A 26,213-nucleotide genomic window follows, 5' to 3' on the forward strand; every position below is an offset into this window, starting at 1 on the left:
GTGGGCCCGATCAAGCCGCAGGCCCGCGCCCTGGTCACCGTCGAGCAGCTGGGCGGGGTGCTGTACGTCGCGATGGTCATCTCGCGGCTCGTCGCTCTTACGGTGATGCGCGCCCGGCAGTGAGGGCCGGGGCCGGAGGGCGAGCCGGTCAGGCCGGGACGCCGTCCAGGTCCTCGATGCGGGCCAGGCCCGGGCCGCGCCGCTCGCGCAGGCCCGCGGCCGCGTCCTCGACGTCGCCGAGCAGCCGCAGCGTGTTCCCGCCGGTGAGCGCGGCGAGGTCGTCGTCGCTCCAGCCCCGGTCGGCCAGCGCCTCGAGCAGCCGCGGGTAGCCGCTGACGTCCTCGAGCCCCTCGGGCTGGACGTCGACCCCGTCGTAGTCGCCGCCGAGACCGATGTGCCCGATGCCCGCGACCTCCCGCACGTGCTCGCAGTGCGCGACGACGTCGGCGACGGTCGCCGCCGGGGCGGGGTGGGAGCGGCGGTAGGCGGCCGTGAAGTCGCCGTAGGCCCGGAAGTCCGAGGACGAGATCCCCTCGGCGGCCGCGGCGTCAGTGGCCTCGAGGTCCCACTCGCGCACGGCCGGTGAGACGAACTTGGGGACGAAGGTGACCATGCAGACGCCGCCGTTGCCGGCCAGCCGGGCCAGGACGTCGTCCGGCACGTTGCGCGGGTGGTCGCAGACGGCGCGGGCCGAGGAGTGCGAGAAGACCACCGGCGCCTCGGTCGTGTCGAGGGCGGCGCGCATCGTGTCGGCCGAGACGTGGCTGAGGTCGACGAGCATGCCGAGCCGGTTCATCTCGCGGACGACCTCGTGGCCGAAGGCCGACAGCCCGCCGAGCACGGGCTCGTCCGTCGCGGAGTCCGCCCAGGGCACGTTGTCGTTGTGGGTGAGGGTCAGGTAACGCACCCCGAGGGCGTGGAGCATCCGCAGCGTGCCGAGCGAGGAGTCGATGCTGTGCCCGCCCTCGGCCCCCATGAGCGAGGCGATCCGCCCCGTCGTCCACGCGGCCTCGACCTCGGCGCGGGTCGTCGCCAGGGCGAGGTCGCCCGGGTGGCGCCGGACGAGCTCGTGCACGGCGTCGACCTGCTCGAGGGTGGCCGCGACCGCCCGGTCGCCCTGGAGGGTGGCCGGGACGAACACCGACCAGAACTGCGCCCCGACCCCGCCCTCGCGCAGCCGCGGCAGGTCGGTGTGGGTCGGCAGGCCGCCGGCGGCGAGGTCCAGCCGGTCCCAGTCGTACCCGGCCCGCTCGCGCGCCTCCCACGGCAGGTCGTTGTGTCCGTCGATGACGGGCTGCCGCTCCAGCAGCCGTGCGATCCGTCCCCCGTCGTGCCCAGGCATGGCGGCGACCCTACCCGGGGGTGGACGGAGCGGCGCGCGCTCGCCTCTAGAGTTGGGGACATGAGTGCGCAGGCGGCCCGGGGCAGTGTCGCGCTCGTGACCCTCGGGTGCACCCGCAACGAGGTGGACTCCGAGGAGCTCGCCGGGCGCCTGGCCGCCGACGGCTGGACCCTCGTCGACGACGCCGCCGACGCCGACGTCGCGCTCGTCAACACCTGCGGCTTCGTCGAGCAGGCGAAGAAGGACTCGATCGACACCCTCCTGGAGGCCGCCGACCTCAAGGAGACCGGGCGCACCCGCGCCGTCGTCGCCGTCGGCTGCCTCGCCGAGCGGTACGGCCGGACCCTGGCCGAGGAGCTGCCGGACGCCGACGCCGTGCTCGGCTTCGACTCCTACGCCGACATGTCGACCCACCTGCGCTCGATCCTCGACGGCGGCCGGCCCGCGTCGCACGTGCCCACCGACCGGCGCCGCCTGCTGCCGCTCTCGCCCGTCGCCCGGCCCGCGGCCTCCGGCGACGTCGCGCTGCCGGGGCACGCCGCCGGTGTCGTCCGCTCTCGCCTCGGCGACGCACCGTGGGCCCCGCTGAAGATCGCCAGCGGCTGCGACCGACGCTGCGCGTTCTGCGCCATCCCGATGTTCCGCGGCTCGTTCGTCTCGCGCCGGCCCACCGACGTCCTCGCCGAGGCCCGCTGGCTCGCCGAGCACGGGGTGCACGAGCTGCTGCTCGTCAGCGAGAACTCGACGTCCTACGGCAAGGACCTCGGCGACCTCACGCTGCTGGAGACGATGCTGCCCGAGCTCACCGGCATCGACGGCATCGAGCGGGTCCGGGTCTCCTACCTCCAGCCCGCCGAGGTCCGGCCCGGCCTGCTGGAGACGATGGCCGCCACCCCCGGGGTCTCGCCCTGGTACGACCTGTCCTTCCAGCACGCCTCGACCCCGCTGCTGCGGCGGATGCGACGCTTCGGCGGCACCGAGCCGTTCCTCGGTCTGCTCGAGGGCATCCGTTCGCGCCAGCCCGGGGCCGGCGCCCGCAGCAACGTCATCGTCGGCTTCCCGGGGGAGACCGAGGACGACGTCGCGGAGCTCGAGCGGTTCCTCGAGTCCGCCCGCCTCGACGTCGTCGGGGTCTTCGGCTACTCCGACGAGGACGGCACCGAGGGCGAGACCCTGGACGGCCACCTGCCCGAGCACGTCGTCGCCGAGCGGGTCGAGCGGGTCTCGGCGCTCGTCGAGGAGCTCACGGCTCAGCGTGCTGGGGAGCGCGTCGGCGAGCCCGTGCGGGTGCTGGTCGAGGAGGAGGACGAGGACGAGCCCGACGTCGTCGTCGGCCGCGCCGACCACCAGGGCCCCGAGGTCGACGGCGTGTGCCGGGTGCGGGTGGACGGTCCGCTGCCGGCCCCCGGGTCCTTCGTCGACGGCGTCGTCGTCGCGGCCGAGGGGGTCGACCTCCTCGTGGAGCCCCGGTGAGCGAGCAGTCCCCGGGCCCCCAGCGCGGGGTCCGGCCCGGTCCGCTCGCCGAGGGCCGGGCCAGCGACCCGTACCGGGTCGGTATCGACCCCGCGAGCCCGGTCGTCCCCGAGACCGGGCCGAGCCCCTGGAACATCGCGAACTACCTCACCGTGCTGCGGCTGCTGCTCGTGCCCGTCTTCGGGTGGCTGCTGCTGCTCCGCGGCGGCGACACGCCCGGCCTGCGCTGGGCGGCCTTCGCCGTCTTCGCGGTGGCGATGGTCACCGACCGGGTGGACGGCGACCTCGCCCGCAGCCGGGGGCTGGTGACGAACTTCGGCAAGGTCGCCGACCCCATCGCCGACAAGGCGCTCGTGACAATGGCGCTCGTCGGGCTCTCGATCGTCGGCGAGGTCTGGTGGTGGGTGACCGCGCTCGTGCTGGCCCGCGAGTGGGGCATCACGGCCGTCCGCTTCTGGGTGATCCGGCACGGCGTCATGGCCGCCGGGCGGGGCGGCAAGCTCAAGACGCTGCTCCAGACCTTCGGCATCGGCTTCCTGCTCTGGCCGCGGTGGACGCTGCCGGCCCCCGAGCTGTGGGACCTCCTCGCCTACGGGCTGCTCGCCGCGGCGGTGGCCGTCACCGTCGTCACGGGGGTCGACTACCTGGTCCAGGCCGTCCGGCTGCGCCAGCGCAGCGACCGCACCGCCCGCAAACGGGCCGCGCGGGCCGCCCGCGAGGCCCGGGCCGCCCGGCGCCGGGAGCGGCGGGAGGGGTGAGCGCGCGGGACGTCGTCCGCGACCTCGCCGCGGCCGGTTGGACGGTGGCCGGAGCGGAGTCGCTCACCGGTGGCCTGGTCACCGCCGCCCTCACGTCCGTGCCCGGTGCGTCCGCGGTGGTCCGCGGCGGTGTCGTGTCGTACGCCACGGACGTCAAGGCCTCGGTGCTCGGGGTGGACGCCGGCCTGCTCGCGGAGCGCGGTGCGGTCGACCCCGACGTCGCGCGGGGCATGGCCGAGGGGGTGCGGCGGCTCCTCGGCGCGACCTTCGGGGTGGCGACCACCGGGGTCGCCGGGCCGGAGCCCGCGGACGGGAAACCCGTCGGCGAGGTCCACGTCGCGGTCGCAGGACCGGCGGGAACACGGGCCGAGCGGCGGATGTTCTCCGGTGGGCGGGAGGAGATCCGACGACAGACCGTCGACGCGGTCCTGCTCCTGCTGGGGGAGGAGTGCCGGAACCTCCGGGACGCCGACCCCCCTGCGGGGTACGGTGGTGCCCTGTCAGGTCCGCCGACGACCCGGAAGGAGGCGCCGTGATCCTGCTCCGCCACGAGCTCGGCGAGGCGCTGCGCGAGGCGCGCCGCGCCCAGGGCCGCACCCTGCGCGACGTCGCCGGGTCCGCCGCCGTCTCACTCGGGTACCTGAGCGAGGTCGAGCGCGGCACCAAGGAGGCGTCCTCGGAGCTGCTGGCCTCGATCTGCGACGGCCTCGGGCTCACCCTCTCGGAGCTGCTCGGCGTCGTCCGGGACCGCGTCGAGCACGTCGAGACCCTCTCGGCCCCGGTGACCCTGCCGGTCGCGCCGGCCCTCGACCCCGACCAGGTCTCCGCCTCCGCGGCCTGACCCGGCGCGGGTCGCCACCTCCCGGGCGCCGTCAGGCGTTGCGGCGACGGTAGCCGCCGCGCGACCCCGGGCTGCTGCTGAGCGGCCGCTGCGGCCGGCCGTCGTCCGTGGGCGCGATACCGCCCTGGCACGTGGGGCAGGAGAAGATCGTCCGCTCCCGGGGCGGTACCCCCGCCGTCGCGACCCGGACGGTGTCGCCGCACCTCCGGCACGGTCGTCCCGACCGCGCGTGGACGTAGGCCTCCTCGCCGGAGCGCTGCACCCCGGTCGTCATCTGCCAGCCGGACCGCTCACCGGCGGCCATGAGCCGATGGGTGCGCGCCAGCAGACGGTCGAGCACCTCCGGGTCGACCTCGGCGGCGGGCGTCCACGGGTGGATCCGCTCGAGGAAGAGCAGCTCGCTGGCCCAGAAGGTCCCCACCCCGGCGAGGTTGCGCTGGTCGAGTAGGGCCTCGACGACGGTCCGACGGTCGGCGCCCACCGCGTCGCGGGCTCGCTCCGGGTCCCAGTCGGGGCCGAGCACGTCGGGGCCGAGGTGACCGACGAGGTCGGCCTCCCGGGCGGTGGGCACGAGGTCGAGCATGCCGAGCCGCAGCCCGAGCGCCGTCCACTCGGCGGTGAGGACGGCGGCGCGCAGGTCGGGACGGCGCAGCCCGCGCTCGGTGCGCGGGCCGGGGTGCTCGACCCGCCACTGCCCCTCCATCCGCAGGTGGGTGTGCAGGGTCGAGCCGGTGTCGAAGCGCTGGAGGACGTGCTTGCCGCGGGCGAGGACCTCCAGGGTCACCGACCCGCGCAGGTCGACGTCGGGCGCGGACGGCCAGCGCAGCTCGGCGTGCGTCACCGGCGCCCCCGCGAGCGCGGCGTGCAGGCGCGCGGCGGTGCGGTGGACGGTGTCACCCTCGGGCACGAGCGACCCTCACCGGCGCATCCGCAGGCCGCGCGGCGTGAGGTGGAAGCCCGCGGACTCCAGCGCCGAGATGACCGGGTGGTCCGACCCCAGCAGCCGCCCGCCGTCGGCCTTCTCGACGGTGATCCGGCCCAGGTGGCCCCGCCGGACCGCGTCGGCCAGGGCCCCGGCCGCGGCGGCGAGGAGGTCGGGGTCCTCGGTGTAGGTGAGCAGGGTCTTGCCGCCGCGCTCGACGTAGAGGGCGAGGACGCCGTCGACGAGGACGACGACGGAGCCGGCCTTGCGACCGGGCTGGTGCCGCCGGCGCTTGTCGCCGTCGCCGCCGTCCTCGGCGGGGTCGACGGCCCGCTCGGGCCAGGGCAGCGCGCCCCCGTACGGGTTGGCCGGGTCACTGGCGGCGAGGACGACGGGCACGGGGTCGGGACGGTCCCGCTCGCGCACCGCGGAACCGCCGGCCCGGAGCCGGTCGATGGCCCCGCCGGTCCCGAACTGCGAGGCGCCGAGGCCCTCGACGAAGTAGCCGCGCCGCACCCGTCCGCTCTCCTCGGCCTTGCCGAGCACGCGGTAGACGGCGGCGAAGCCGCCGGTGATGTCCTCGGCCGCGACGGCGCCCCGGGTGACGATGCCGTGCCGGTCGAGCAGGAGCTCGGCGGTGGCGAGGGCGCGCAGGGTGGGGTCGTCCTCGGCGGGGGGGAGGAGCGACCACCGGCCGGTCGCCCGGGCCGGACCCGAGCGCGCGGGCAGGGCCGGGCGGCTGGGCGCCGAGCCCAGCGCTCCGAGCGGGCCGCGCCGCGACCCGTACCGGGTCCGCCGCGGGCCGGGGGTCGTCCGCTTGTGGGTCGTGCGGCCCCCGGCGAGCAGCGCCCGGACCGGGGCGAAGGTGTCGCCGGTGACGCGCCCGGCCCAGACGAGGTCCCAGAGGGTGCCGGTCAGCGTCTCGTCGTCGGTGCTGCCGACCTGGTCCGAGAGGGAGCGGAAGAAGTGCGCCCCGCCCCCGGCCAGCGCGTCCAGCACGGCCAGGCCCTGCTCGGACGGCACCCGCTCGGGGTCCGGCCCGGGCAGGGTGAGGTGCGCGGAGTCGGCGAGGTGCAGCGACACCCAGCCGTCGTCGCCCGGGAGCGACCCGTGCCCGCACCACAGCACCTCCCCGGAGGCCATGAGCTCGTCGAGCATCCCGGGTGCGTAGTCGGCGACCCGCGCCGGCAGCACGAGGGACTCCCAGGCGCTCGCGGGCAGCACGGCCCCGCTCAGCTGCTCGACGGCCCGGACGACGCCGTCGCGCCCCCGCAGCCGGCCGCCGACGCCCTGCCACTCCTGGAGGAACCGCGCGAGCTCGACCGGCGTGACCGGCTCGACCTCGGCCCGCAGCGCCGCGAGCGAGCGCCGGCGCAGCATCCGCAGGACCTCGGCGTCGCAGTACTCGGTGCCCCCGCCGCCGGTGGGCAGGAACTCGCCCTCGACGACGCGGCCGGACGAGGCGAGCCGGGCCAGCGCCCCCGTCGCGACGGCGACGCCGATGCCGTAGGCGCGGGCGACCTGCGCGGCCTGGAACGGCGCGTGGGTGCGGGCGAAACGGGCGACGAGGTCGCCGAGCGGGTCGGTGACCGGCTCGAGGAAGGTCTGCGGGACACCGGGGGGCAGCGAGGCGCCGAGGGCGTCGCGCAGCCGGGAGGCGTCCTCGATGGCCGACCAGCGCTCCTCGCCGGCGACCCGGACGGGGATGACCTGGCGGGCGGACTCGAGGCCGGCCAGCCAGCCCTCGACGTCGTCGCCGCTCACGCCCTCGCGGCAGCGCTGGAGGACGGCGTCGACCGACAACGGCCCGAGGACGCGCAGCAGGTCGAGGGCGTCGTCGGCGTCGCGGGCGGCGCGCTCGGGGGTGAGGCGCTGCAGCTCGGTCTCGGTGCGGGCGACCTGCTCGGCGTCGAGGAGGTCGCGCAGGGCCAGCCCCTCGGACCCGCCGAGCAGCTCGGCGAGCAGGGAGGGGTCCAGGGCCAGGGCGGCGGCGCGCTTCTCGGCGAGCGGGCTGTCGCCCTCGTAGAGGAACTGGGCGACGTAGCCGAAGAGCAGCGACTTCGCGAACGGCGACGGCGTGGTGCTCTCGACGTCGACGACGGTGACCCTGCGGCCGGCGACGTCCTGCATGAGCGCGACGAGGCCGGGCACGTCGAAGACGTCCTGCACGCACTCGCGGACGGCCTCGAGCACGATGGGGAAGGTGGGGTAGCGGCTCGCGACCTCGAGCAGCTGGGAGGCGCGCTGGCGCTGCTGCCACAGCGGCTGCCGCCGGTCCGGGCGGCGGCGCGGCAGGAGCAGCGCCCGGGCGGCGCACTCGCGGAAGCGGGAGGCGAAGAGCGCCGAGCCGCCGATCTCCTCGGTGACCAGGCCGCGGACGTCGTCGGGGTCGAGGACGACGAGGTCGAGCAGCTCGCGGCCGACGCCCCGGCGGTCCAGGCCCTCGACGTCGTTCCACTCCAGGTCGGGCAGCCGCAGGACGATGCCGTCGTCGCCGTGCATGGCCTGGACGTCGACGCCGAAGCGGTCGCGCATCCGGGCGCTCACGGCCAGCGCCCAGGGGGCGTGGACCTGGGCGCCGAAGGGGGAGTGGACCGCCACCCGCCAGTCGCCGAGCTCGTCGCGGAACCGCTCGACGACGACGGTGCGGTCGTCCGGGACGTGCCCGGTGGCCTCGCGCTGCTCGCGCAGGTAGGTGAGGAGGTTGTCGGCGGCCCAGGTGTCGAGCCCGGCGGCCATGACCCGCTCCCGCGCGGACTCGGGCGAGAGGGCGTCGACCTCGCGGACGAATGCGCCGACCGCCTTGCCCAGCTCGGCCGGACGGCCGAGGCTGTCACCCTTCCAGAACGGCAGCCGGCCGGGCAGGCCCGGCGCCGGGGTGACGAGGACGCGGTCGTGGGTGATGTCCTCGATGCGCCAGGTGGAGGTGCCCAGGGTGAAGAGGTCGCCGACCCGGGACTCGTAGACCATCTCCTCGTCGAGCTCGCCGACCCGCCGGCCCGGACCCTCGCCCGTCGCGAGGAAGACGGCGTAGAGGCCACGGTCGGGGATGGTCCCACCGGAGGTGACGGCCAGGCGCTGGGCGCCCCGGCGGCCGGTGAGGGTGTCGGCCAGCCGGTCCCAGGTGATCCGGGCCCGTAACTCGGCGAAGTCCTCGCTCGGGTACTTGCCGGCGAGCATGTCGAGCACCGACTCCAGGACCGAGCGGGTGAGCGTCGCGTAGGGCGCCGACCGCCGGGCCAGGGCGAGGACGTCCTCGACGGTCCACTCGTCGAGCGCGCACATGGCGACGACCTGCTGGGCCAGGACGTCCAGCGGGTTCTGCGGGACGTGCAGCGCCTCGATGGAGCCGGACAGCATCCGCTCGACGACGACGGCGGTCTGGACGAGGTCGCCGCGGAACTTCGGGAACAGCACGCCGCGCGACACGGCGCCGACCTGGTGGCCGGCGCGCCCGACCCGCTGGAGCCCGGAGGCCACCGACGGCGGCGACTCGACCTGGACGACGAGGTCGACCGCGCCCATGTCGATGCCGAGCTCGAGGCTCGAGGTGGCGACGACGGCGGGCAGCCGGCCGGACTTCAGCTCCTCCTCGATCTGGGCGCGCTGCTCCTTGCTCACCGACCCGTGGTGGGCGCGGGCGATGACGGCCGCGGCGCCACCGCCCTGCCCGGACTGGGCCATGACCTGCGCCGGGGTGTTCCTCAGCACCGCCGGGCGCGCCTGGCCGTGCTCGGCCCCCACCGTCTCCGCCCCGGCGGCGACCTCGACCCGCTCCTCCCAGATCTCGTTGAGCCGGGTGGTGAGTCGCTCGGCGAGGCGCCGGCTGTTGGAGAAGACGAGGGTCGAGGTGTGGTCGGCGACGAGGCCGACGATGCGCTCCTCGACGTGCGGCCAGATCGAGGCGCGCTGCTCCTGCCCGGACGCGGCGCCGGCGAGGTCGCCGGTGGGCTGCCCGAGCTCGGACATGTCGGGGACCGGGACGACGACCTTGAGGTCCCACTCCTTGGTCGAGGGCGGCTGGACGACGTCGACCGGGCGCCCGCCCGCGAGGTACCGCGCGACCTCCTCGACCGGGCGGACCGTGGCCGACAGCCCGATCCGCTGCGCCGGGCTGTCGAGCAGGCCGTCGAGCCGCTCCAGCGACAGGGCGAGGTGCGCCCCGCGCTTGGTGCCCGCGAGGGCGTGGACCTCGTCGAGGATGACGGTCTCGACACCGGTGAGCGCCTCGCGGGCGGCGCTGGTGAGGAGGAGGAAGAGCGACTCGGGCGTCGTGATGAGCACGTCGCTGGGGGTGCGGGCGAAGGCGCGCCGCTCGTCGGCCGGGGTGTCGCCGGAGCGCACGGCGACGGTGATGTCGGGCTCGGGGAGGCCGAGCCGTGACGCCGCGTGCCGGATGCCGACGAGCGGGCTGCGCAGGTTGCGCTCGACGTCGACGGCCAGGGCCTTCATCGGCGAGACGTAGAGGACCCGGCACCGCTGCAGCCGCTCCTCGGGGACGGGCCGCGAGGCGAGCCGGTCCAGCGCCCAGAGGAACGCCGAGAGCGTCTTCCCCGACCCCGTGGGCGCGACGACGAGCGCGTGCCGGCCCCCGGAGACGGCCTCCCAGGCGCCGGCCTGCGCGGCCGTGGGCTCGCTGAAGCTGCCGCGGAACCAGGCGGCGGTGGCGGGGGAGAACCGGTCGAGGACGTCGTCGCTCATGCTGGCGTCAGCCTCTCACCCGCCACCGACAGCCGGGCCCCGGGACGCCGCACCGGGGGACGACGTCGCTAGGGTCGAGGAGGCCCACTGACCAGCGACGGAAGGACCCCTCATGGAGCAGCGACCCCTCGGACGGACCGGACGCGAGGTCTCGGTCATGGGGCTCGGCACCTGGCAGCTCGGCGCCGACTGGGGAGAGGTCAGCGAGGCCGACGCGACCGCGGTGCTCGAGGCCGCGGCCGACCGGGGCGTCACGCTCTTCGACACCGCCGACGTCTACGGCGACGGGCGCAGCGAGTCCCTCATCGGGTCCTTCCTCGCCGCCCGGCCCGGCCACGGCATCACGGTCGCGACGAAGATGGGCCGCCGGGTGGACCAGGAGCCGGAGAACTACACCCCGGAGAACTTCGCCGCCTGGACCGCGCGCAGCCGCCGCAACCTCGGCGTCGACACCCTCGACCTCGTGCAGCTGCACTGCCCGCCGACCGCGACCATCGAGGCCGACGCCACCTACGACGCCCTCGACGCGCTCGTGGCCGACGGCGCGATCGCCGCCTACGGGGTCTCGGTCGAGACCTGCGACCAGGCGCTGGCGGCCATCGCCCGCCCGCACGTGACGAACGTGCAGATCATCCTCAACGCCTTCCGGCTCAAGCCGCTCGACGCCGTGCTGCCCGCCGCCCGCGAGGCCGGCGTCGCGATCTTCGCCCGGGTCCCCCTGGCCTCCGGTCTGCTCACCGGCAAGTACACCCGCGACACGACCTTCGCGCAGGACGACCACCGCAGCTACAACCGCGACGGCGAGGCCTTCGACCGTGGCGAGACCTTCTCCGGCGTCGACTTCGGCACGGGGCTCGAGGCGGCCTCGCGCCTGGCCGAGCGGCTGCCCGACGGGGTGTCCCTGGCCGCCGCCAGCCTGGCCTGGGTCGCCTCCCGTCCGGGCGTCACGTCGGTCATCCCCGGCGCCCGCAACCCCGAGCAGGCGCGCGGCAACGTCGAGGCGGCCGACCTGCTGGACGGCGGTCTCGACCTGGACGCCTTCGACGCCGCGGTCCACGAGGTCTACGACGACCTACTGCGGGAGTCGGTGCATCCGCACTGGTGACCGCCCGGAGCGGCTCGCCGTCGGGGTGGGCGACCCTAGGGCCTGCCACCGACACCCGACGGCTGGGAGCCCGTCGTTAGGCTCGGGCGCATGCGGCACTCGCGCTTCTGGGAGCTCATGGCCGAGGAGTTCGGCGCGACGTACGCGCCGACCCTCGCCGGCAGCCATGTGCTCGGGGCGCTCGGCGACCGGACGGCCCAGGAGGCCCTCGACGACGGCGTCGCGCCGCGCGAGGTGTGGCTCGCCCTCTGCGACGACCTCGACGTCCCGGAGTCGCGCCGGCACGGCCGGGAGGTGCCGCCACCGCGCGACTGACCTCGACGGGCCGCGGGGTCGCGGGGAACCCGGAGGTGGACCGTCGGCGGGCTCGGCTAGCCTCTCGCGACGTGACGGACGAGGTGCTGCTGAGCGCGCGGGGGCTGACGAAGACGTTCGGCGACTTCGTCGCGGTCGACGGCATCGACGTCGAGGTGCGCCGCGGCGAGGCCTTCGGGTTCCTCGGCCCGAACGGCGCGGGGAAGTCCTCGACGATGCGGATGGTCGGCTGCGTCTCGCCGGTCACCTCCGGCGAGCTGACGATCCTCGGTCTGGACCCCGCGGTCGACGGCCCGCGGATCCGGGCCCGGCTGGGGGTCTGCCCGCAGAAGGACATTCTCGACGAGGACCTGTCGGTCGAGGAGAACCTCTGGGTCTACGGCCGTTTCTTCGGCCTCACCCGCGCCGAGGTCCGCCGCCGCGCCGAGGACCTGCTGGAGTTCGCCCAGCTCACCGAGCGCCGCGGCGACCGGGTCGAGCCGCTCTCCGGCGGGATGAAGCGGCGGCTCACCATCGCCCGCTCGCTGATGAACGACCCCGAGGTCCTGCTGCTCGACGAGCCCACCACCGGTCTGGACCCGCAGGCCCGGCACGTGCTGTGGGACCGGCTCTTCCGGCTCAAGCGCGAGGGCGTCACCCTCATCATCACGACGCACTACATGGACGAGGCCGAGCAGCTGTGCGACCGGCTCGTCGTCATGGACCACGGACGGATCGTCGCCGAGGGCTCGCCGCGCGCCCTCATCGAGACCCACTCCACCCGCGAGGTCGTCGAGCTGCGGTTCGCCGTCGACGAGCAGGAGCGGCACCTCGACGCGCTCGACGGCGTCGGCGAGCGGGTCGAGGTCCTGCCGGACCGCCTGCTCGTCTACGCCGACGACGGGGACGCCGCGCTCGCCGAGCTCGGCGGGCGTGGGGTGCACCCGCTGTCCTCGCTCGTGCGGCGCTCGACCCTCGAGGACGTCTTCCTCACCCTCACCGGCCGGACGCTGGTCGACTGATGGCGAGCGCCGACGCCCTCACCGCGACCACCCCCAGCGGCCGGCTGGGCCGCGGCCCGCGCCGCCCGACGAGCGCCACGGAGCGCATCGCGGCGGTCATGGGCCACCACCTGCTCGTCGCCCGGCGCACCTGGAAGGGCACCGTCGTCGGCCGGTTCGCCTCGCCGCTGTTCTTCCTGCTCGCGATGGGCCTCGGCCTCGGGGCCCTCGTCGACGAGCGCACCGGGGGGATCGACGGCCTGCCCTACCTACGCTTCGTCGTCCCCGGCATCGTCGCGATGCAGGCGATGACGACGGCGTTCGGCGAGTCGACGTACGCCGTCATGGGCTACATCAAGTGGAACCAGATGTACTCCGCGATGCTCGCCACCCCGCTGCGGTCCTCCGAGTTGCTCCTCGGCCACCTGGCCGTCGTCGCCCTCCAGCTGACCGTCAGCAGCGCCGCGTTCGTCCTCGTCGCGGCACCCTTCGGGGCCTTCGGCTCCTGGTGGGCGGTTCTCGCGGTACCGGTCGCCGTCCTCACCGGCCTCGCGTTCGCGGTCCCGACCTTCGCACTGTCGGCCACGGTCGACACCGACAACGTCTTCAGCATCCTCTTCCGCTTCGTCGTCACCCCGCTCATGCTCTTCTCCGGCACCTTCTTCCCCATCGAGCAGCTGCCCGGGTGGATGCAGCCGCTCGCCTGGGTCACCCCGCTCTGGCACGGGGTCGTGCTGAGCCGCGAGGCCTCCGAGGGCGTCGCCCCCGGCTGGTCCACGCTCGCGCATCTCGCGGTCCTGCTGCTCTACGTCGGCGTCGGCTGGGTGCTCGCCCGGTGGCGCTTCCGGGTGAGGCTGCTGCCGTGACCGTCACCGCAACCCCCTCGCTCGGGCTCGCCCGCTTCGTCCTGCTGCGCAACGTCACGGCGTTCCGGCGGGCGTGGATCCTCCTGCTCAGCGGCCTCGTCGAGCCGGTGTTCTACCTGTTCTCGATCGGCGTGGGCCTCGGGGCGCTCATCCGCACGGTCACCACCGACAGCGGCGCCGTGGTCCCGTACGCGGAGTTCGTGGCGCCGGCCCTCCTCGCGGTGTCGGCGATGAACGGGGCGGTCGCGGACTCGGTCTACAACTTCTACTTCAAGCTCAAGCACGCCAAGGTCTACGACGCCATGCTCGCGACGCCGGTCTCGCCCCGCGACGTCGCGGTGGGGGAGGTGTCGTGGTCGCTGCTGCGCGGGGCGCTCTACTCCTCGATGTTCCTCGCCGTCGCGTGGGTGGCCGGGCTCGTGCACTCGTGGTGGTCCCTGCTCGCCGTGCCGGCCGCGACCCTCGTCGGGCTGGCCTTCGGGGCGGTGGGGATGTACGCCGCGACGTTCATGCGCACGTGGCAGCACGTCGACTACGTCAACCTCGTCGTCCAGCCACTGTTCCTCTTCTCGGCGACCTTCTTCCCGCTGTCCACCTACCCCGATGCGCTGCAGTGGCTGGTCCGGGCCACCCCGCTCTACCACGGGGTCGCCCTGGAGCGGGCCCTCGTCCTCGGCGAGGTCTCCTGGGGGCTGCTCTGGCACGCGGGCTACCTCGTCGTGCTCGGCGTCGTCGGGGTCCTCGGGACCTCGCGCCGCATCGGCGCCCTGCTGCTCACCTGAGGCCGACCGGAGCGGCCGACCCTCGACAGATCCTGAGAGCCGCCTGAATTCATCTGTTGCAGAACGACTCGCGCGGAGTGATGGTTGACCGTCCTGTCCAGTACCCCCCGGGAGCATCCATGAGAGCCATGCGCTACCTCGCCGCCGTCTGCGTCGGCCTCGCCGCCCTGGGGGTCGCGGGAGCCGGCGAGGCGGCGACCCCGACGCGGGGAACCGTCACCGACACCGCTCGCAGCGTGTCGTGGAGCGGGGGACCGTTCGTCACCGCCAACACCACCGGCACGGCGCTGGACCAGCCCGACTGCACCGTGCCGACGTCGTGCGACGACTTCGCGCTGCACGTGGGCACCCCGGCCGGCTACGGCGACGCCCACGCCCTCACCATCACGGTGCAGTGGCCGCTCGCCGCCGCCGACTTCGACCTCTACGTCCTGGACGCCGCGGGCTCCGTCGTCGGCTCGTCCGCCTCCAGCGCCGACCCCGAGACCGTCGTCCTGCCGCCCACCACCGGCGACTACACGGTGCGGGTCGTGCCCTTCGCCCCGGCCGGACAGTCCTACAGCGCGACGGCCACCCTCACCGACAAGCCCGCCGACCCGGCGCCCGGCACCGCGACCCCGCCCGGCTTCGGGGTCTACCCGGCGCCCTCGTCGCTCGCCGACGCGAACAACGCCGGCGAGCCGTCCATCGGGACGAACTGGAAGAGCGGGGCGAGCCTCTACCAGGCCTACCTCTCGACGTACAAGGTCACCTTCGACGACAGCTCGAGCCCCGCGACCGCGACGTGGAAGGACGTGTCGGCGTCGCTGGCCAACGGCTGCGCCGCCGGGAGCACGGTGAGCCTGGACCCGATCCTCTTCACCGACAGCCACACCGGCCGGACCTTCCAGTCCCAGCTCACCGGGGCGAACTCACTGACCTGCTGGACCGACGACGACGGCACCTCGTGGAACCCCTCCACCGGAGGCGGCATCCCGAGCGGCGTCGACCACCAGACCATCGGCGGCGGGCCGTTCTCGGCCACCGGCGTCGGGCCGCTGCCCGGGACCACGTACCCGAACGCCGTGTACTACTGCTCGCAGGACATCGCGACCGCCTTCTGCGCCGTCTCCCGTGACGGCGGCACGACGTTCGGTGCCGGCGTCCCGACCTACAGCCTCCTCGACTGCGGCGGCCTGCACGGGCACGTCAAGGTCGCCCCCGACGGCACCGCGTACCTGCCGAACAAGTCCTGCGGGAGCACCTCGGCCGTCGCCGTCTCCGGTGACAACGGCACCTCGTGGACCGTCCGATCCGTCCCCGGCAGCACGCCCGGCGACAGCGACCCGGCCGTCGGCATCGGCGCCAACGGCACGACGTACTTCGGCTACGTCGGCGCGGACGGCCGCCCGGCGGTCGCCACCAGCCGCGACAAGGGCGCGACCTGGACCGACCTGCAGCCCGTCGGCCTCGAGGCCGGCATCAAGAACGCCGTCTTCCCGGCCATGGTCGCGGGCGACGACGACCGCGCGGCCTTCGCCTTCCTCGGGACGCCCACCGGCGGCAACTATCAGGACCAGGCCACCTTCACCGGCATCTGGCACCTCTACGTCGCGACGACCTACGACGGCGGCAGGACCTGGCAGACCTCGGACGCGACGCCGAACGACCCCGTGCAGCGCGGCAGCATCTGCACCGGCGGCACCACCTGCGGCGACGACCGCAACCTGCTCGACTTCATGGACGTGCAGGTCGACAAGGCCGGCCGCATCGAGGTCGGGTTCGCCGACGGGTGCATCGACGCCTGCGTCACCCACCCCGCGCAGAACGGCCGCGACGCGTACGCGACGATCGCCCGGCAGAGCAGCGGAAAGACCCTCTTCGCGGCGTCCGACCCGCTGCCCGACCTCACCGTCTCCGGCTTCACCGTCGGCAAGAGCAAGTCGGGGCTCACGGCCTCGGTGACGGTGAAGAACGTCGGCGGCGCCAAGGCCACCGGCTTCGGCACCCAGGTCACCGACAACGGCAGCGTCGTCGGCACGACCGCGTCGACGACGCTGGCCCCCGGGGCGAGCACGACCTTGACGTACTCGTGGAAGGCGGCCAGGGGCAGCCACTCCGTGCTCGCCTCCGTCGACCCGGCGAACACGGTGCGCGAGGCCGACGAGGGCGACAACAAGGCCGTGCGGACGGTCACGAAGTGACGCGGCTGCCCCTCACGGCAGCCGTCCTCGCCGTCGGCCTCCTCGCTTCCGGCTGCTCCGAGGGGATCGACAGCTCCGCCGACCGCACCGTGTGCGTCGGGGACGCCACGGCGTTGTCGAAGACGCCCGACGGGTTCCCGGCCGACTTCCCGTTCCCGCCGGGCACGGTCGTCTACCACGGCGAGGACCGCGGCGCCGACGGTCTCGTCATCACCGGGGTCACGGCCACGCCATTCCAGGACGTGCTCGCGGCGCTCAACGGCCCGGTCCAGGACGCCGGGTTCACGGTGACCTCGGGCGAGACCGAGGAACACGACGCCGAGGCGAACTGGGAGAAGGGCGACCAGCGGGGCCGATGGGCGATCCGGGAGTCGGCCGACTGCCCCGGCGAGACGGTGGTCCAGGTCCTCGCGTCGTCGGGCTGAGCCCTCGCGGTCGCCGGGGTGGTGCGTGACCTCCGGTCCGCCTCGGCGTGTCGCGGCGCGCCGTCCCGGGGTCGAACACGTGTTCGTCTACGCTCGTCCACAGGTGGTGGTCCCGGCGGCGCTCGTCCACAGGTCCCACGGCGACCCGTGACGGCTGTCGGTGCCTCCACCTAGCGTCTGACCAGACCTCGCGACGAGGCCGACGGCGAGAGCTGGTCGACGGTGGACGCGATCGACGACGACACGAAGGACTAGGTGTGACATGGCTGGACCCAACGGCGCTCGCGGTGCCGTCCTCAACCCGCCCAGTGTGAAGGGCGCCGGCATGGGCGACGAGAAGAACAAGGCCATCGCCTCGGTGATGGCGCAGATCGAGAAGACGCACGGCAAGGGTGCGGTCATGCGCCTCGGCGACGACGTCCGTCCGCCGATCGCCGTCATCCCCACGGGCTCGATCTCCCTGGACGTCGCGCTCGGCATCGGGGGGCTGCCCCGTGGCCGCGTCGTCGAGATCTACGGCCCGGAGTCCTCCGGAAAGACGACGGTGGCGCTGCACGCCGTCGCGAACGCCCAGAAGGGCGGCGGCATCGCGGCGTTCATCGACGCCGAGCATGCCCTCGACCCCGAGTACGCGAAGAAGCTCGGCGTCGACATCGACGCCCTCCTGGTGTCCCAGCCGGACACGGGGGAGCAGGCCCTCGAGATCGCCGACATGCTCATCCGCTCCGGCGCGCTCGACATCATCGTCATCGACTCCGTCGCGGCCCTCGTGCCGCGCGCCGAGATCGAGGGCGAGATGGGCGACAGCCACGTCGGTCTCCAGGCCCGCCTGATGTCGCAGGCCCTGCGGAAGATCACCGGCGCCCTCAACAGCACCGGCACCACGGCGATCTTCATCAACCAGCTGCGCGAGAAGATCGGCGTGATGTTCGGCTCGCCCGAGACCACGACGGGCGGCAAGGCGCTGAAGTTCTACGCCTCGGTCCGGCTCGACGTGCGCCGCATCGAGACCCTCAAGGACGGCAGCGACCCGGTCGGCAACCGCACCCGGGTCAAGGTCGTGAAGAACAAGGTGTCGCCGCCGTTCAAGCAGGCCGAGTTCGACATCCTCTACGGGCAGGGCATCTCCCGCGAGGGCGGCCTCATCGACATGGGCGTCGACCATGGCTTCGTCCGCAAGGCCGGTGCCTGGTACACCTACGAGGGCGACCAGCTCGGCCAGGGCAAGGAGAACGCCCGCACCTTCCTCAAGGACAACCCCGAGCTCGCCGACGAGATCGAGCGCAAGATCAAGGACAAGCTCGGGGTCGGCGCCAGGCCGGACCCGGAGCCGACGACGGACGTCCCCGTCGACTTCTGAGCCGTGGTGGCCGCAGTCCCGCCCGTGACCCCCGCCCGCCGTGGGCTTCGCTGACGGCTCGGCTCCGCCGCCCGAGTGGGCGGCCGAGCCGGCCGGCGACGGCTCCGGTCGGCGCGGGCGGCGGAGTGGTCGAGGTGTGGGAACGCGCCGGGCCGCCCCGCGGCCGGACCCGGAGGCCGACCCGCGCACCCGCGGCGAGGAGCCGGACCCGCACGACTGGGCCCGGCAGATCGTCCTGCGGCAGCTGACCGCGGGGCCCCGCAGCCGGTCCCAGCTGGCGCAGGCGCTGCGCCGCAAGGACTGCCCCGGGGAGGTCGCGGACGCTGTCCTGGACCGGATGGAGGAGGTCGGCCTCGTCGACGACGGCGCCTACGCCGGCATGCTCGTGCGATCGCAGCAGGCCGGGCGCGGGCTCGCCCGGCGGGCGCTGCGCCAGGAGCTGCGCAAGAAGGGTGTCGACGACGACACCGCGGCCGCGGCCCTGGCCGAGGTCGACCCCCACGACGAGGAGGAGCGGGCTCGACAGCTCGTCGCGAAGAAGCTGCGGACGATGCACGGCCTCGAGCCCCACGTCCAGACCCGCCGGCTCGCCGGCATGCTCGCCCGCAAGGGCTACGACGGTGAGGTCGCGATGCGCGTGGTCCGCGAGGCCGTCCGCGACGCCCCCGAGCACCAGCGCGACTGACCGCCGCGTCCTCGCCGGGCCGGCCGGTCAGAAGGAGTGCAGCGGGCGGGCCCCGGCCGGGATGGAGTCGCGGGGCACGATGTCCTTGCCGTAGGGGACGAGCGAGACCGGGATGAGCTTGAGGTTGGCCACCGCCAGGGGGATGCCGACGATCGTCACGGCCTGCGCGACCGCGGTCGTGAGGTGACCGAGCGCCAGCCACCAGCCGGCGAGCAGGATCCATACGATGTTGAGGACGAGCGCCCCACCGCCCGAGCCCGGCTTGTCGACGACGGCCCGTCCGAACGGCCACAGCGCGTAGCTGGCCATCCGGAAGGAGGCGACCCCGAGCGGGATGGTCACGACGAGCACGCAGAACACCACGCCGGCCAGGGCGTAGCCCAGGGCGAGCCAGAAGCCGCCGAAGACGAACCAGATGACGTTGAGCAGCGTGCGCACGGTGCCTCCAGGAGGTCGGCCGGGTGGGCCGGACGGGAATCGCGGTACGCCCCAGCCTGTCACGACGCCCGGCCGGCGCCCATCGGGGATGTCCCGGAAACACGCCGGAGACCCGGCGGTGATGACATGGTCACCGATTCCCCCTAGGTTCGGAGGGTGAGCGAGCCGACGACGACCGACCCGAACGGCAGCCTCTTCGACGGCTACCGGCTGGGCGCCGCCTGGGACGAGATGCTCGGCACGCCGGGGGAGCCGCGCACCCCGTACAAGCCCGTCTTCCACACCCTCCGCTCGATGCGCGGCGCCACGCTCAAGGAGCGTGCGGACATCCTCGCCCGCTCCTACCTCGACCAGGGCGTCACCTTCGACTACGCCGGGGAGGAGCGCCCGTTCCCGCTCGACGCCGTGCCGCGCGTCATCTCCGCCCACGAGTGGCAGATCATCGAGTCCGGTGTGGCGCAGCGGGTCACCGCGCTCGAGACCTTCCTGGACGACATCTACTCGCGGGAGGGGGAGATCCCCCGCGCGGTGCACGAGGGCATCGTCCCGTGGAAGCTCATCGCCTCCTCCAGCCACTACCACCGCGCCGTCATGGGCATCCGGCCGCCGAACGGCGTCCGGGTGCACGTCGCCGGCGTCGACCTCATCCGCGACGAGCAGGGCACCTTCCGGGTCCTCGAGGACAACGTCCGCGTCCCGAGCGGGGTCAGCTACGTCATCGCCAACCGCCGGGCCATGGCCAACGTCTTCCCCGAGGCCTTCGCGACGATGCGCATCCGCCCGGTCCACGACTACCCGCGGATGCTGCTCTCGGCGCTGCGGGCGGCCGCCCCGGACGGGGCGGGCGACCCCACGGTCGTCGTCCTCACCCCGGGCGTCTTCAACTCCGCGTACTTCGAGCACGCCCTCCTCGCCCGGATGATGGGCGTCGAGCTCGTCGAGGGCCGCGACCTCGTCTGCGTCGGCGGCCAGGTGCGCATGCGCACGACCACCGGGGACCGTCCGGTCGACGTCATCTACCGCCGGGTCGACGACGACTTCATCGACCCCGTCCACTTCCGCGGCGACTCGGTGCTCGGGGTCGCCGGTCTGACCTCGGCCATGCGCGCCGCCCGGGTCAGCGTCGCCAACGCCGTGGGCAACGGCGTCGCCGACGACAAGCTCATCTACAGCTACCTGCCCGACCTCATCCGCTTCTACCTCGACGAGGACCCGATCCTGCCCAACGTCGACACCTTCCGCTGCGCCGACGGCGGGGACGCGCTGCGCCACGTCATCGACCACCTCGACGAGATGGTCGTCAAGCCGGTGGACGGCTCGGGCGGCAAGGGCCTCGTCGTCGGACCCAAGGCCGACGGTGCGACGCTGGACCGGCTGCGGCGCACCCTGGAGGAGGACCCCCGCGGCTGGATCGCGCAGCCGGTGGTCCAGCTCTCCACCGTGCCGACCTTCATCGACGGTGCCCTCGCCCCGCGGCACGTCGACCTGCGCCCCTTCGCCGTCAACGACGGCGAGCGGGTGCGCGTGCTGCCCGGCGGTCTCACCCGGGTGGCGCTGCCCGAGGGCGAGCTCGTCGTCAACAGCAGCCAGGGCGGCGGGTCCAAGGACACCTGGGTGCTCTCGGACCGGCGCGCCAGCGTCCCGGCCACGATGACCGCGACCGAGAACCGGGAGGTCGTCGTCATGAGCGCCCCGACGGCCTCGCTCGAGGACAGCATGCGCGCCCAGCAGCAACAACAGCAGCAGGAACGCGACCGCAGCGCCGGCGCGGCCGGGGGTGACCGCGCGTGCTGAGCCGGATCGCCGAGTCCCTCTTCTGGATCGGCCGGTACACCGAGCGCGCCGACGGGACCGCCCGGATCGTCGACGTCCTGCGCCTCCAGCTGCTCGAGGACCCCGCGGCCGACGAGGCCGCCGCCTCGCACACCGTCCTGTCGGTGATCATGGGCCTCCCGGGCCGTCCCGAGGCGACGTTCGACGACGTCGGCGCCTCGCTCGTCTTCGACCGGTCCAACGCGAGCTCGATCACGGGTGCCTGGTTCGCCGCCCGCGAGAACGCCCGCCGCGCCCGCGAGACGCTCTCGACCGAGCTGTGGGAGGGCATCAACACGACGTGGCACCGCTGGAACGGCTTCGGCCGCGGCGTCGTCACCGACCGGCACCTGTCGTGGGTGCGCGAGCGGGCAGCGCTCGTCTCCGGCATCGCCGACTCGACGATGTCGCACGACGAGGCCTGGGACTTTCTCGTCCTCGGCCGCAGCGTGGAACGCGCGGACATGACCGCCCGGCTCGTCGCCACCGGAGGGCTGCCCGGCGGGGGCGCGCCGTGGTCGGTCGTCCTGTCCAGCTGCGGGGCCCAGCAGGCGTTCATGCGCAGCCAGCGCGGCCTGCTCACCGACGAGCGCGCGGCCGCCTTCCTCGTCCTGGACCGCGAGTTCCCGCGCTCGGTGCACTTCTCGCTCCTCGAGGCCGAGCACCGCCTGGCCGCCCTCACCCCGCCGCAGACCGAGGGCATCGGCATCGCCGACGAGGCCCGTCGCCAGCTGGGGCGCATCCGCACCTCGCTGGAGTACCGCAACCCGCAGGACGTCATCGCCGACCTGCCGGCGCAGATGCGCCGGGTCCAGACCGCCGTCGACGCCGCGTCGACCGCCATCGCCACCCGCTACTTCCAGTCCGGACCCCTGCCGACCTGGACGAGGGACGTGATCTGAGGTGCGCCGCTACCGCATCGTGCACACGACCGCGCTGGCCTACGACGGGCCCGTGCGCGCCGCCCACAACGAGCTGCGGATGACCCCGCTCAACGAGCCGGGCCAGACGACGCTGGAGAACCGCATCCGCATCCGCCCGATGACGTGGAGCAACGTCTACCGCGACCACTGGGGCACCCACGTCATGGCGATGGAGAGCCTGTCGGAGCACCGGCGCCTCGACATCGAGGCGATCTCGACCGTCGAGCGGTCCGACGCGGTCGACCACGGCCCCGGCGCCGGGTGGGACGCCGTGCGCGACCCGGCGGTGCAGGACCGCCTCTACGAGTGGCTCATGCTCTCGCCGCGAACGCAGCCCGGTGAGGGCGTGCTCGCCCTCGTCGACGCCGTGCGGGACGCCGCCACGCCACGGGAGGCCGCCGACGGCGTCTGCGCCCGGGTCCGCGCCGAGATGGAGTACCGGCCGGGGTCCACCGGGGTGAGCAGCCGCGGCGCGGAGGCCTGGGACGACCGGGCCGGGGTCTGCCAGGACTTCGCGCACGTCACCGTCGGCGCGCTGCGCACCCTCGGCATCCCGGCGCGGTACGTGTCCGGCTACCTCGTCCCCCGGGCCGACCTCGCCGTCGGCGAGTCCGCCACCGGTGAGAGCCACGCGTGGGTCGAGTTCTGGGACGACGCCTGGGTCGCCGCCGACCCGACCAACGGCATCCGGGTGGGGCAGGACCACGTCGTCGTGGCCCGTGGTCGCGACTACGACGACGTCCCGCCGTTCAAGGGCATCTACTCGGGGCGCGCGACCGCCGCCCAGGAGGTCGTCGTGACGATGAGCCGCCTGGCCTGAGCCGGGGCCGCGACCCGACCGGGGCGGGCCCCGTCGGTGGGCACTCCTACAGTGGGCGGCGACGAGGTCGTGGAGACGCCGCGGTCGAGGTGGAGGGAACGCGATGGTGGACGCCGTGGAGGCCGAGGGGCTGGTCAAGGTCTACGGCTCCGGGGAGGGCGAGGTCCGGGCCCTGGACGGCCTGGACCTGCGCGTCGCCGAGGGCACGGTCGTCGGGCTGCTCGGGCCGAACGGGGCGGGCAAGACGACGACGATCAAGGTGCTCACCACGCTGCTCGTCCCGGACGCCGGGTCCGCGCGGGTCCGGGGCACCGACGTCCTGCGTGATCCCGGTGGCGTGCGCAGCACCATCGGGGTCAGCGGGCAGTACGCCGCGGTCGACGAGTACCTCACGGGGTTCGAGAACCTCGACATGGTCGGCCGCCTCTACCACCTCGGGTCGGGAGCCGCCAAGGAGCGGGCCCGCGAGCTGCTCGAGCAGTTCGACCTCGCCGACGCCGCCGACCGCCAGGTCAAGGGGTACTCCGGCGGGATGCGCCGGCGCCTCGACCTCGCGGGCGCGCTCGTCGCCCGGCCACCGGTGCTGTTCCTCGACGAGCCGACGACCGGGCTCGACCCGCGCTCGCGCCTCGGGATGTGGAAGGTCATCGACGACCTCGTCAAGGGCGGCACGACGCTGCTGCTCACCACGCAGTACCTCGAGGAGGCCGACCAGCTGGCCGACCGGATCGCCGTCATCGACCACGGCCGGGTCATCGCCGAGGGCACCGCCGACGACCTCAAGGAGCAGGTCGGCGGGGAGCGGGTCGAGGTCGTCGTCGAGGACGCCGCCTCGCTCGGGTCCGCGCGCGAGGCGCTGGCCGGGCTCGGCCGCGGCGAGGCGGTCGTCGACGAGCGGTCGCGCCGGCTCACCGTGCCGGTCAGCGGCGGGGCGAGCGTCCTCGTCGAGGCCGTCCGCCGGCTCGACGACGCCGGGGTCGGCGTGTCCGACCTCGGGCTGCGTCGCCCGACCCTCGACGACGTCTTCCTCACCCTCACCGGCCGGGCGACCGAGGAGCCGGACGACTCGGACGGGGCGACCCGCGAGACCCAGGAGGTTGCCGGATGACCTCCCTCGCGCACACCGCGGCCGACGCCGTCACCGTCACCCGGCGCAACCTGATCAAGATCCGGCGGGTCCCCGACCTGCTCGTCTTCACGACGCTGCAGCCGATCATGTTCGTCCTGCTCTTCGCCTACGTCTTCGGCGGGGCGATCGGCGAGCAGAACACCGGCATCGACTACAAGGAGTTCCTCATCGCGGGGATCTTCGCCCAGACGGTCGTCTTCGGCAGCACGTTCACCGGCTTCAGCCTGGCCGAGGACCTGCAGAAGGGGTTCATCGACCGGTTCCGCACCCTGCCGATGTCGCCGGCCGCGGTGCTGCTCGGGCGGACCGCCTCCGACGTCGTCAACAACCTCATCAGCCTCCTCGTCATGGGGCTGAGCGGGCTCGTCGTCGGCTGGCGGATCCGCAGCAACCCGCTCGACGCCCTCGGCGGCTTCCTGCTGCTGCTCCTGTTCGCCTACGCGGTCTCGTGGATCATGGCACTCGTCGGGCTGCTCGTGCGCACCCCGGAGGTCGTCAACAATGCGGCCTTCATCGTCATCTTCCCGCTGACCTTCATCGCCAACACCTTCGTCAGCCCCGAGACGCTGCCCGGGCCCCTGCGCACCTTCGCGTACTGGAACCCGGTGTCCAGCGTCACCCAGGCCGCCCGCGAGCTGTTCGGCAACACCAACCCGCAGTTCCCACCGCCGGACGTCTGGCCGCTGCAGCACCCCGTCGTCTACTCGCTGCTGTGGTCGGCGGCCGTGCTCCTGGTCTTCGTCCCGCTCTCGGTCCGGCAGTACCAGCGCACCACCTCCCGCTGAGCGCCGGACGGCGTGGCGGCACGTACCCTGGACGCGCCATGACGACAGCGAAGACCTACGACGTGCGCACCCACGGGTGCCAGATGAACGTCCACGACTCCGAGCGGCTCGCCGGGCTGCTCGAGACCGCCGGGTACGTCGACCTCGCGAGCGTGCCGGCCGGCGACCGCCCCGACGTCGCGGACGTCGTCGTCTTCAACACCTGTGCCGTGCGCGAGAACGCCGACAACAAGCTCTACGGCAACCTCGGGCAGCTGCGGCCGGCCAAGCAGCGCAACCCCGACCTCCAGATCGCGGTCGGCGGCTGTCTGGCGCAGAAGGACCGCGACACCATCGTCACGAGGGCACCGTGGGTCGACGTCGTCTTCGGCACCCACAACATCGGCAGCCTGCCCGCGCTGCTGGACCGGGCCCGGCACAACCGCCGCGCGCAGGTCGAGATCCTCGAGTCGCTCGAGACCTTCCCCTCGACCCTGCCCACCCGCCGCGACTCCGCGTTCTCGGGCTGGGTGTCGGTCTCGGTCGGCTGCAACAACACGTGCACCTTCTGCATCGTCCCCAGCCTGCGGGGCAAGGAGCAGGACCGGCGCCCGGGCGACGTCCTCGCCGAGGTCGAGGCGCTCGTGGCCCAAGGCGTCGTCGAGATCACGCTGCTCGGGCAGAACGTCAACAGCTACGGCGTCGAGTTCGGCGACCGGCTCGCCTTCGGCAAGCTGCTGCGGGCCTGCGGCGAGGTCGACGGGCTCGAGCGGGTGCGCTTCACGAGCCCGCACCCCGCCGCCTTCACCGACGACGTCATCGCCGCGATGGCCGAGACCCCGAACGTCATGCCCAGCCTGCACATGCCGCTGCAGTCCGGCTCCGACCGCGTCCTGAAGGCCATGCGCCGCAGCTACCGCAGCGAGCGGTTCCTCGGCATCCTCGACCGGGTCCGTGCGGCCATGCCGGACGCGGCGATCACCACCGACCTCATCGTCGGCTTCCCGGGCGAGACCGAGAACGACTTCGCCGAGACGCTGCGCGTCGTCGAGGCCTCGCGCTTCTCCAGCGCCTTCACCTTCCAGTACTCCGTGCGCGCCGGCACCCCCGCGGCGACCATGCCGGACCAGGTGCCGAAGCCGGTCGTCCAGGAGCGCTTCGACCGCCTCGTCGCGCTGCAGGAGGAGATGTCCTGGGCCGGCAACCGGGCCCTGGAGGGGCGGGAGGTCGAGGTGCTCGTCGCCCCCGGTGAGGGCCGCAAGGACGGCGAGACCGCGCGGGTGTCGGGCCGGGCCCGCGACAACCGGCTGGTCCACGTCGCGGTGCCGGACGGCGCGGAGCGCCCGCGTCCCGGCGACGCGGTGACCGCCGCCGTCACCTACGGCGCGCCGCACCACCTCGTCGCCGACGGCGGGGTGCGCGGGGGCCGCTACCTCGTGCGGCGGACCCGCGGCGGGGACGCCTGGGAGGCGCTGCAGGGTCCGGACGGGCGGGCCGGGCCGGCCGTCCCGCTCGGCATGCCGGCCGTCGGCCGCCCGGCGACGACGACCCCCGCCGCCCCCGCCTGCTCGGCCTGACCCGGGACCGGG

23 protein-coding genes are annotated in these 26,213 nt (G+C 74.1%); 19 read left to right on the forward strand and 4 right to left on the reverse strand.

The window, feature by feature from the left end; all coding sequences use genetic code 11:
- Positions 1-148: 148 nt before the first annotated feature.
- Positions 149-1,342 carry a dipeptidase gene (locus tag EPD83_RS06985; protein WP_128368178.1) on the reverse strand — a complete coding sequence of 398 codons (1,194 nt, stop codon included), beginning with the start codon at positions 1,340-1,342 and terminating at the stop codon, positions 149-151.
- Positions 1,343-1,402: 60 nt separating this feature from the next.
- On the opposite strand from EPD83_RS06985, the gene rimO reads away from it, so the two are divergent.
- The 4 genes from rimO (at position 1,403) to EPD83_RS07005 (ending at position 4,414) form a co-directional block, all read left to right on the forward strand.
- Complete coding sequence (gene rimO, locus EPD83_RS06990) at positions 1,403-2,815, forward strand: 30S ribosomal protein S12 methylthiotransferase RimO (protein WP_128368177.1); 1,413 nt, start codon at positions 1,403-1,405, stop codon at positions 2,813-2,815.
- 83 nt (positions 2,816-2,898) lie between these two features.
- Positions 2,899-3,573, forward strand: coding sequence for a CDP-diacylglycerol--glycerol-3-phosphate 3-phosphatidyltransferase (gene pgsA / locus EPD83_RS06995; protein ID WP_165566406.1), 675 nt, complete (start codon positions 2,899-2,901; stop codon positions 3,571-3,573).
- On the forward strand, positions 3,570-4,109 hold the full coding sequence (locus tag EPD83_RS07000) for a CinA family protein (protein WP_128367088.1): 540 nt from the start codon (positions 3,570-3,572) through the stop codon (positions 4,107-4,109). The genes pgsA and EPD83_RS07000 overlap by 4 nt, the downstream gene beginning before the upstream one ends.
- Positions 4,106-4,414: a helix-turn-helix domain-containing protein gene (locus tag EPD83_RS07005; RefSeq protein WP_128367087.1), complete on the forward strand. Its 309-nt coding sequence runs from the start codon at positions 4,106-4,108 to the stop codon at positions 4,412-4,414. Before EPD83_RS07000 ends, EPD83_RS07005 begins: the two co-directional genes overlap by 4 nt.
- Positions 4,415-4,445: 31 nt before the next feature.
- Here EPD83_RS07005 and EPD83_RS07010 read toward each other — a convergent pair whose 3' ends face one another.
- On the reverse strand, positions 4,446-5,321 hold the full coding sequence (locus EPD83_RS07010; RefSeq protein ID WP_128367086.1) for a DNA-formamidopyrimidine glycosylase family protein: 876 nt from the start codon (positions 5,319-5,321) through the stop codon (positions 4,446-4,448).
- Between the two features lie 9 nt (positions 5,322-5,330).
- On the reverse strand, positions 5,331-10,037 hold the full coding sequence (locus EPD83_RS07015) for an ATP-dependent helicase (RefSeq protein ID WP_165566400.1): 4,707 nt from the start codon (positions 10,035-10,037) through the stop codon (positions 5,331-5,333).
- A gap of 112 nt (positions 10,038-10,149) precedes the next feature.
- Here EPD83_RS07015 and EPD83_RS07020 point away from each other — a divergent pair, with 112 nt between their 5' ends.
- From EPD83_RS07020 to EPD83_RS07060, 9 genes are all read left to right on the forward strand, one after another.
- Positions 10,150-11,142 (forward strand): aldo/keto reductase, encoded by a 993-nt coding sequence (locus EPD83_RS07020; protein WP_165566401.1) that lies wholly within the window; start codon positions 10,150-10,152, stop codon positions 11,140-11,142.
- 90 nt (positions 11,143-11,232) lie between these two features.
- Positions 11,233-11,457, forward strand: coding sequence for a DUF3046 domain-containing protein (locus tag EPD83_RS07025; RefSeq protein ID WP_128368638.1), 225 nt, complete (start codon positions 11,233-11,235; stop codon positions 11,455-11,457).
- Positions 11,458-11,528: 71 nt separating this feature from the next.
- Positions 11,529-12,458 (forward strand): ABC transporter ATP-binding protein, encoded by a 930-nt coding sequence (locus EPD83_RS07030; protein ID WP_128368639.1) that lies wholly within the window; start codon positions 11,529-11,531, stop codon positions 12,456-12,458.
- Positions 12,458-13,303, forward strand: coding sequence for an ABC transporter permease (locus EPD83_RS07035; RefSeq protein ID WP_128365589.1), 846 nt, complete (start codon positions 12,458-12,460; stop codon positions 13,301-13,303). Before EPD83_RS07030 ends, EPD83_RS07035 begins: the two co-directional genes overlap by 1 nt.
- Positions 13,300-14,085 (forward strand): ABC transporter permease, encoded by a 786-nt coding sequence (locus EPD83_RS07040; protein WP_128365588.1) that lies wholly within the window; start codon positions 13,300-13,302, stop codon positions 14,083-14,085. Before EPD83_RS07035 ends, EPD83_RS07040 begins: the two co-directional genes overlap by 4 nt.
- 119 nt (positions 14,086-14,204) lie before the next feature.
- Positions 14,205-16,268, forward strand: a complete 2,064-nt coding sequence (locus EPD83_RS07045) for a CARDB domain-containing protein (protein WP_128365587.1) — start codon at positions 14,205-14,207, stop codon at positions 16,266-16,268.
- Positions 16,265-16,693 carry a hypothetical protein gene (locus EPD83_RS07050; protein WP_128365586.1) on the forward strand — a complete coding sequence of 143 codons (429 nt, stop codon included), beginning with the start codon at positions 16,265-16,267 and terminating at the stop codon, positions 16,691-16,693. Before EPD83_RS07045 ends, EPD83_RS07050 begins: the two co-directional genes overlap by 4 nt.
- 325 nt (positions 16,694-17,018) lie before the next feature.
- On the forward strand, positions 17,019-18,053 hold the full coding sequence (recA, locus tag EPD83_RS07055) for a recombinase RecA (RefSeq protein WP_128365591.1): 1,035 nt from the start codon (positions 17,019-17,021) through the stop codon (positions 18,051-18,053).
- Between the two features lie 136 nt (positions 18,054-18,189).
- Positions 18,190-18,738, forward strand: coding sequence for a regulatory protein RecX (locus EPD83_RS07060; RefSeq protein ID WP_235950391.1), 549 nt, complete (start codon positions 18,190-18,192; stop codon positions 18,736-18,738).
- 27 nt (positions 18,739-18,765) lie between these two features.
- Here EPD83_RS07060 and EPD83_RS07065 read toward each other — a convergent pair whose 3' ends face one another.
- A complete protein-coding gene (locus EPD83_RS07065) occupies positions 18,766-19,176 on the reverse strand; it encodes a YccF domain-containing protein (RefSeq protein ID WP_128365584.1) in 411 nt (136 codons plus the stop codon).
- A 231-nt stretch (positions 19,177-19,407) separates the two neighbouring features.
- On the opposite strand from EPD83_RS07065, the gene EPD83_RS07070 reads away from it, so the two are divergent.
- The 6 genes from EPD83_RS07070 to miaB all read left to right on the forward strand — a co-directional run bounded on the left by EPD83_RS07070 (position 19,408) and on the right by miaB (position 26,201).
- Positions 19,408-20,970, forward strand: a complete 1,563-nt coding sequence (locus EPD83_RS07070) for a circularly permuted type 2 ATP-grasp protein (RefSeq protein ID WP_128365590.1) — start codon at positions 19,408-19,410, stop codon at positions 20,968-20,970.
- A complete protein-coding gene (locus EPD83_RS07075; protein ID WP_128365583.1) occupies positions 20,964-21,890 on the forward strand; it encodes an alpha-E domain-containing protein in 927 nt (308 codons plus the stop codon). The genes EPD83_RS07070 and EPD83_RS07075 overlap by 7 nt, the downstream gene beginning before the upstream one ends.
- A gap of 1 nt (position 21,891) precedes the next feature.
- Positions 21,892-22,731, forward strand: a complete 840-nt coding sequence (locus tag EPD83_RS07080) for a transglutaminase family protein (RefSeq protein WP_128365582.1) — start codon at positions 21,892-21,894, stop codon at positions 22,729-22,731.
- A gap of 103 nt (positions 22,732-22,834) precedes the next feature.
- Positions 22,835-23,839: an ATP-binding cassette domain-containing protein gene (locus EPD83_RS07085; RefSeq protein WP_128365581.1), complete on the forward strand. Its 1,005-nt coding sequence runs from the start codon at positions 22,835-22,837 to the stop codon at positions 23,837-23,839.
- Positions 23,836-24,645, forward strand: a complete 810-nt coding sequence (locus tag EPD83_RS07090) for an ABC transporter permease (protein ID WP_128365580.1) — start codon at positions 23,836-23,838, stop codon at positions 24,643-24,645. The genes EPD83_RS07085 and EPD83_RS07090 overlap by 4 nt, the downstream gene beginning before the upstream one ends.
- A 38-nt stretch (positions 24,646-24,683) precedes the next feature.
- Positions 24,684-26,201 (forward strand): tRNA (N6-isopentenyl adenosine(37)-C2)-methylthiotransferase MiaB, encoded by a 1,518-nt coding sequence (miaB, locus tag EPD83_RS07095; RefSeq protein ID WP_128365579.1) that lies wholly within the window; start codon positions 24,684-24,686, stop codon positions 26,199-26,201.
- Positions 26,202-26,213: the final 12 nt, after the last annotated feature.

Origin of the sequence: Phycicoccus flavus (genome assembly GCF_004025965.2) — a bacterium.
GTDB classification, from domain to species: Bacteria; Actinomycetota; Actinomycetes; order Actinomycetales; family Dermatophilaceae; genus Phycicoccus; species Phycicoccus flavus.

Excerpts from the sequence above, each read along its gene's own strand:
- EPD83_RS07015 (WP_165566400.1), bottom strand. The coding sequence starts at position 10,037 with ATGAGCGACGACGTCCTCGACCGGTTCTCCCCCGCCACCGCCGCCTGG.
- EPD83_RS07025 (WP_128368638.1), top strand. The coding sequence starts at position 11,233 with ATGCGGCACTCGCGCTTCTGGGAGCTCATGGCCGAGGAGTTCGGCGCG.
- rimO (WP_128368177.1), top strand. The coding sequence starts at position 1,403 with ATGAGTGCGCAGGCGGCCCGGGGCAGTGTCGCGCTCGTGACCCTCGGG.
- EPD83_RS07070 (WP_128365590.1), top strand. The coding sequence starts at position 19,408 with ATGCTCGGCACGCCGGGGGAGCCGCGCACCCCGTACAAGCCCGTCTTC.
- EPD83_RS07085 (WP_128365581.1), top strand. The coding sequence starts at position 22,835 with ATGGTGGACGCCGTGGAGGCCGAGGGGCTGGTCAAGGTCTACGGCTCC.
- EPD83_RS07020 (WP_165566401.1), top strand. The coding sequence starts at position 10,150 with ATGGAGCAGCGACCCCTCGGACGGACCGGACGCGAGGTCTCGGTCATG.
- recA (WP_128365591.1), top strand. The coding sequence starts at position 17,019 with ATGGGCGACGAGAAGAACAAGGCCATCGCCTCGGTGATGGCGCAGATC.
- miaB (WP_128365579.1), top strand. The coding sequence starts at position 24,684 with ATGACGACAGCGAAGACCTACGACGTGCGCACCCACGGGTGCCAGATG.
- EPD83_RS07035 (WP_128365589.1), top strand. The coding sequence starts at position 12,458 with ATGGCGAGCGCCGACGCCCTCACCGCGACCACCCCCAGCGGCCGGCTG.
- EPD83_RS07045 (WP_128365587.1), top strand. The coding sequence starts at position 14,205 with ATGAGAGCCATGCGCTACCTCGCCGCCGTCTGCGTCGGCCTCGCCGCC.
- EPD83_RS06985 (WP_128368178.1), bottom strand. The coding sequence starts at position 1,342 with ATGCCTGGGCACGACGGGGGACGGATCGCACGGCTGCTGGAGCGGCAG.
- EPD83_RS07090 (WP_128365580.1), top strand. The coding sequence starts at position 23,836 with ATGACCTCCCTCGCGCACACCGCGGCCGACGCCGTCACCGTCACCCGG.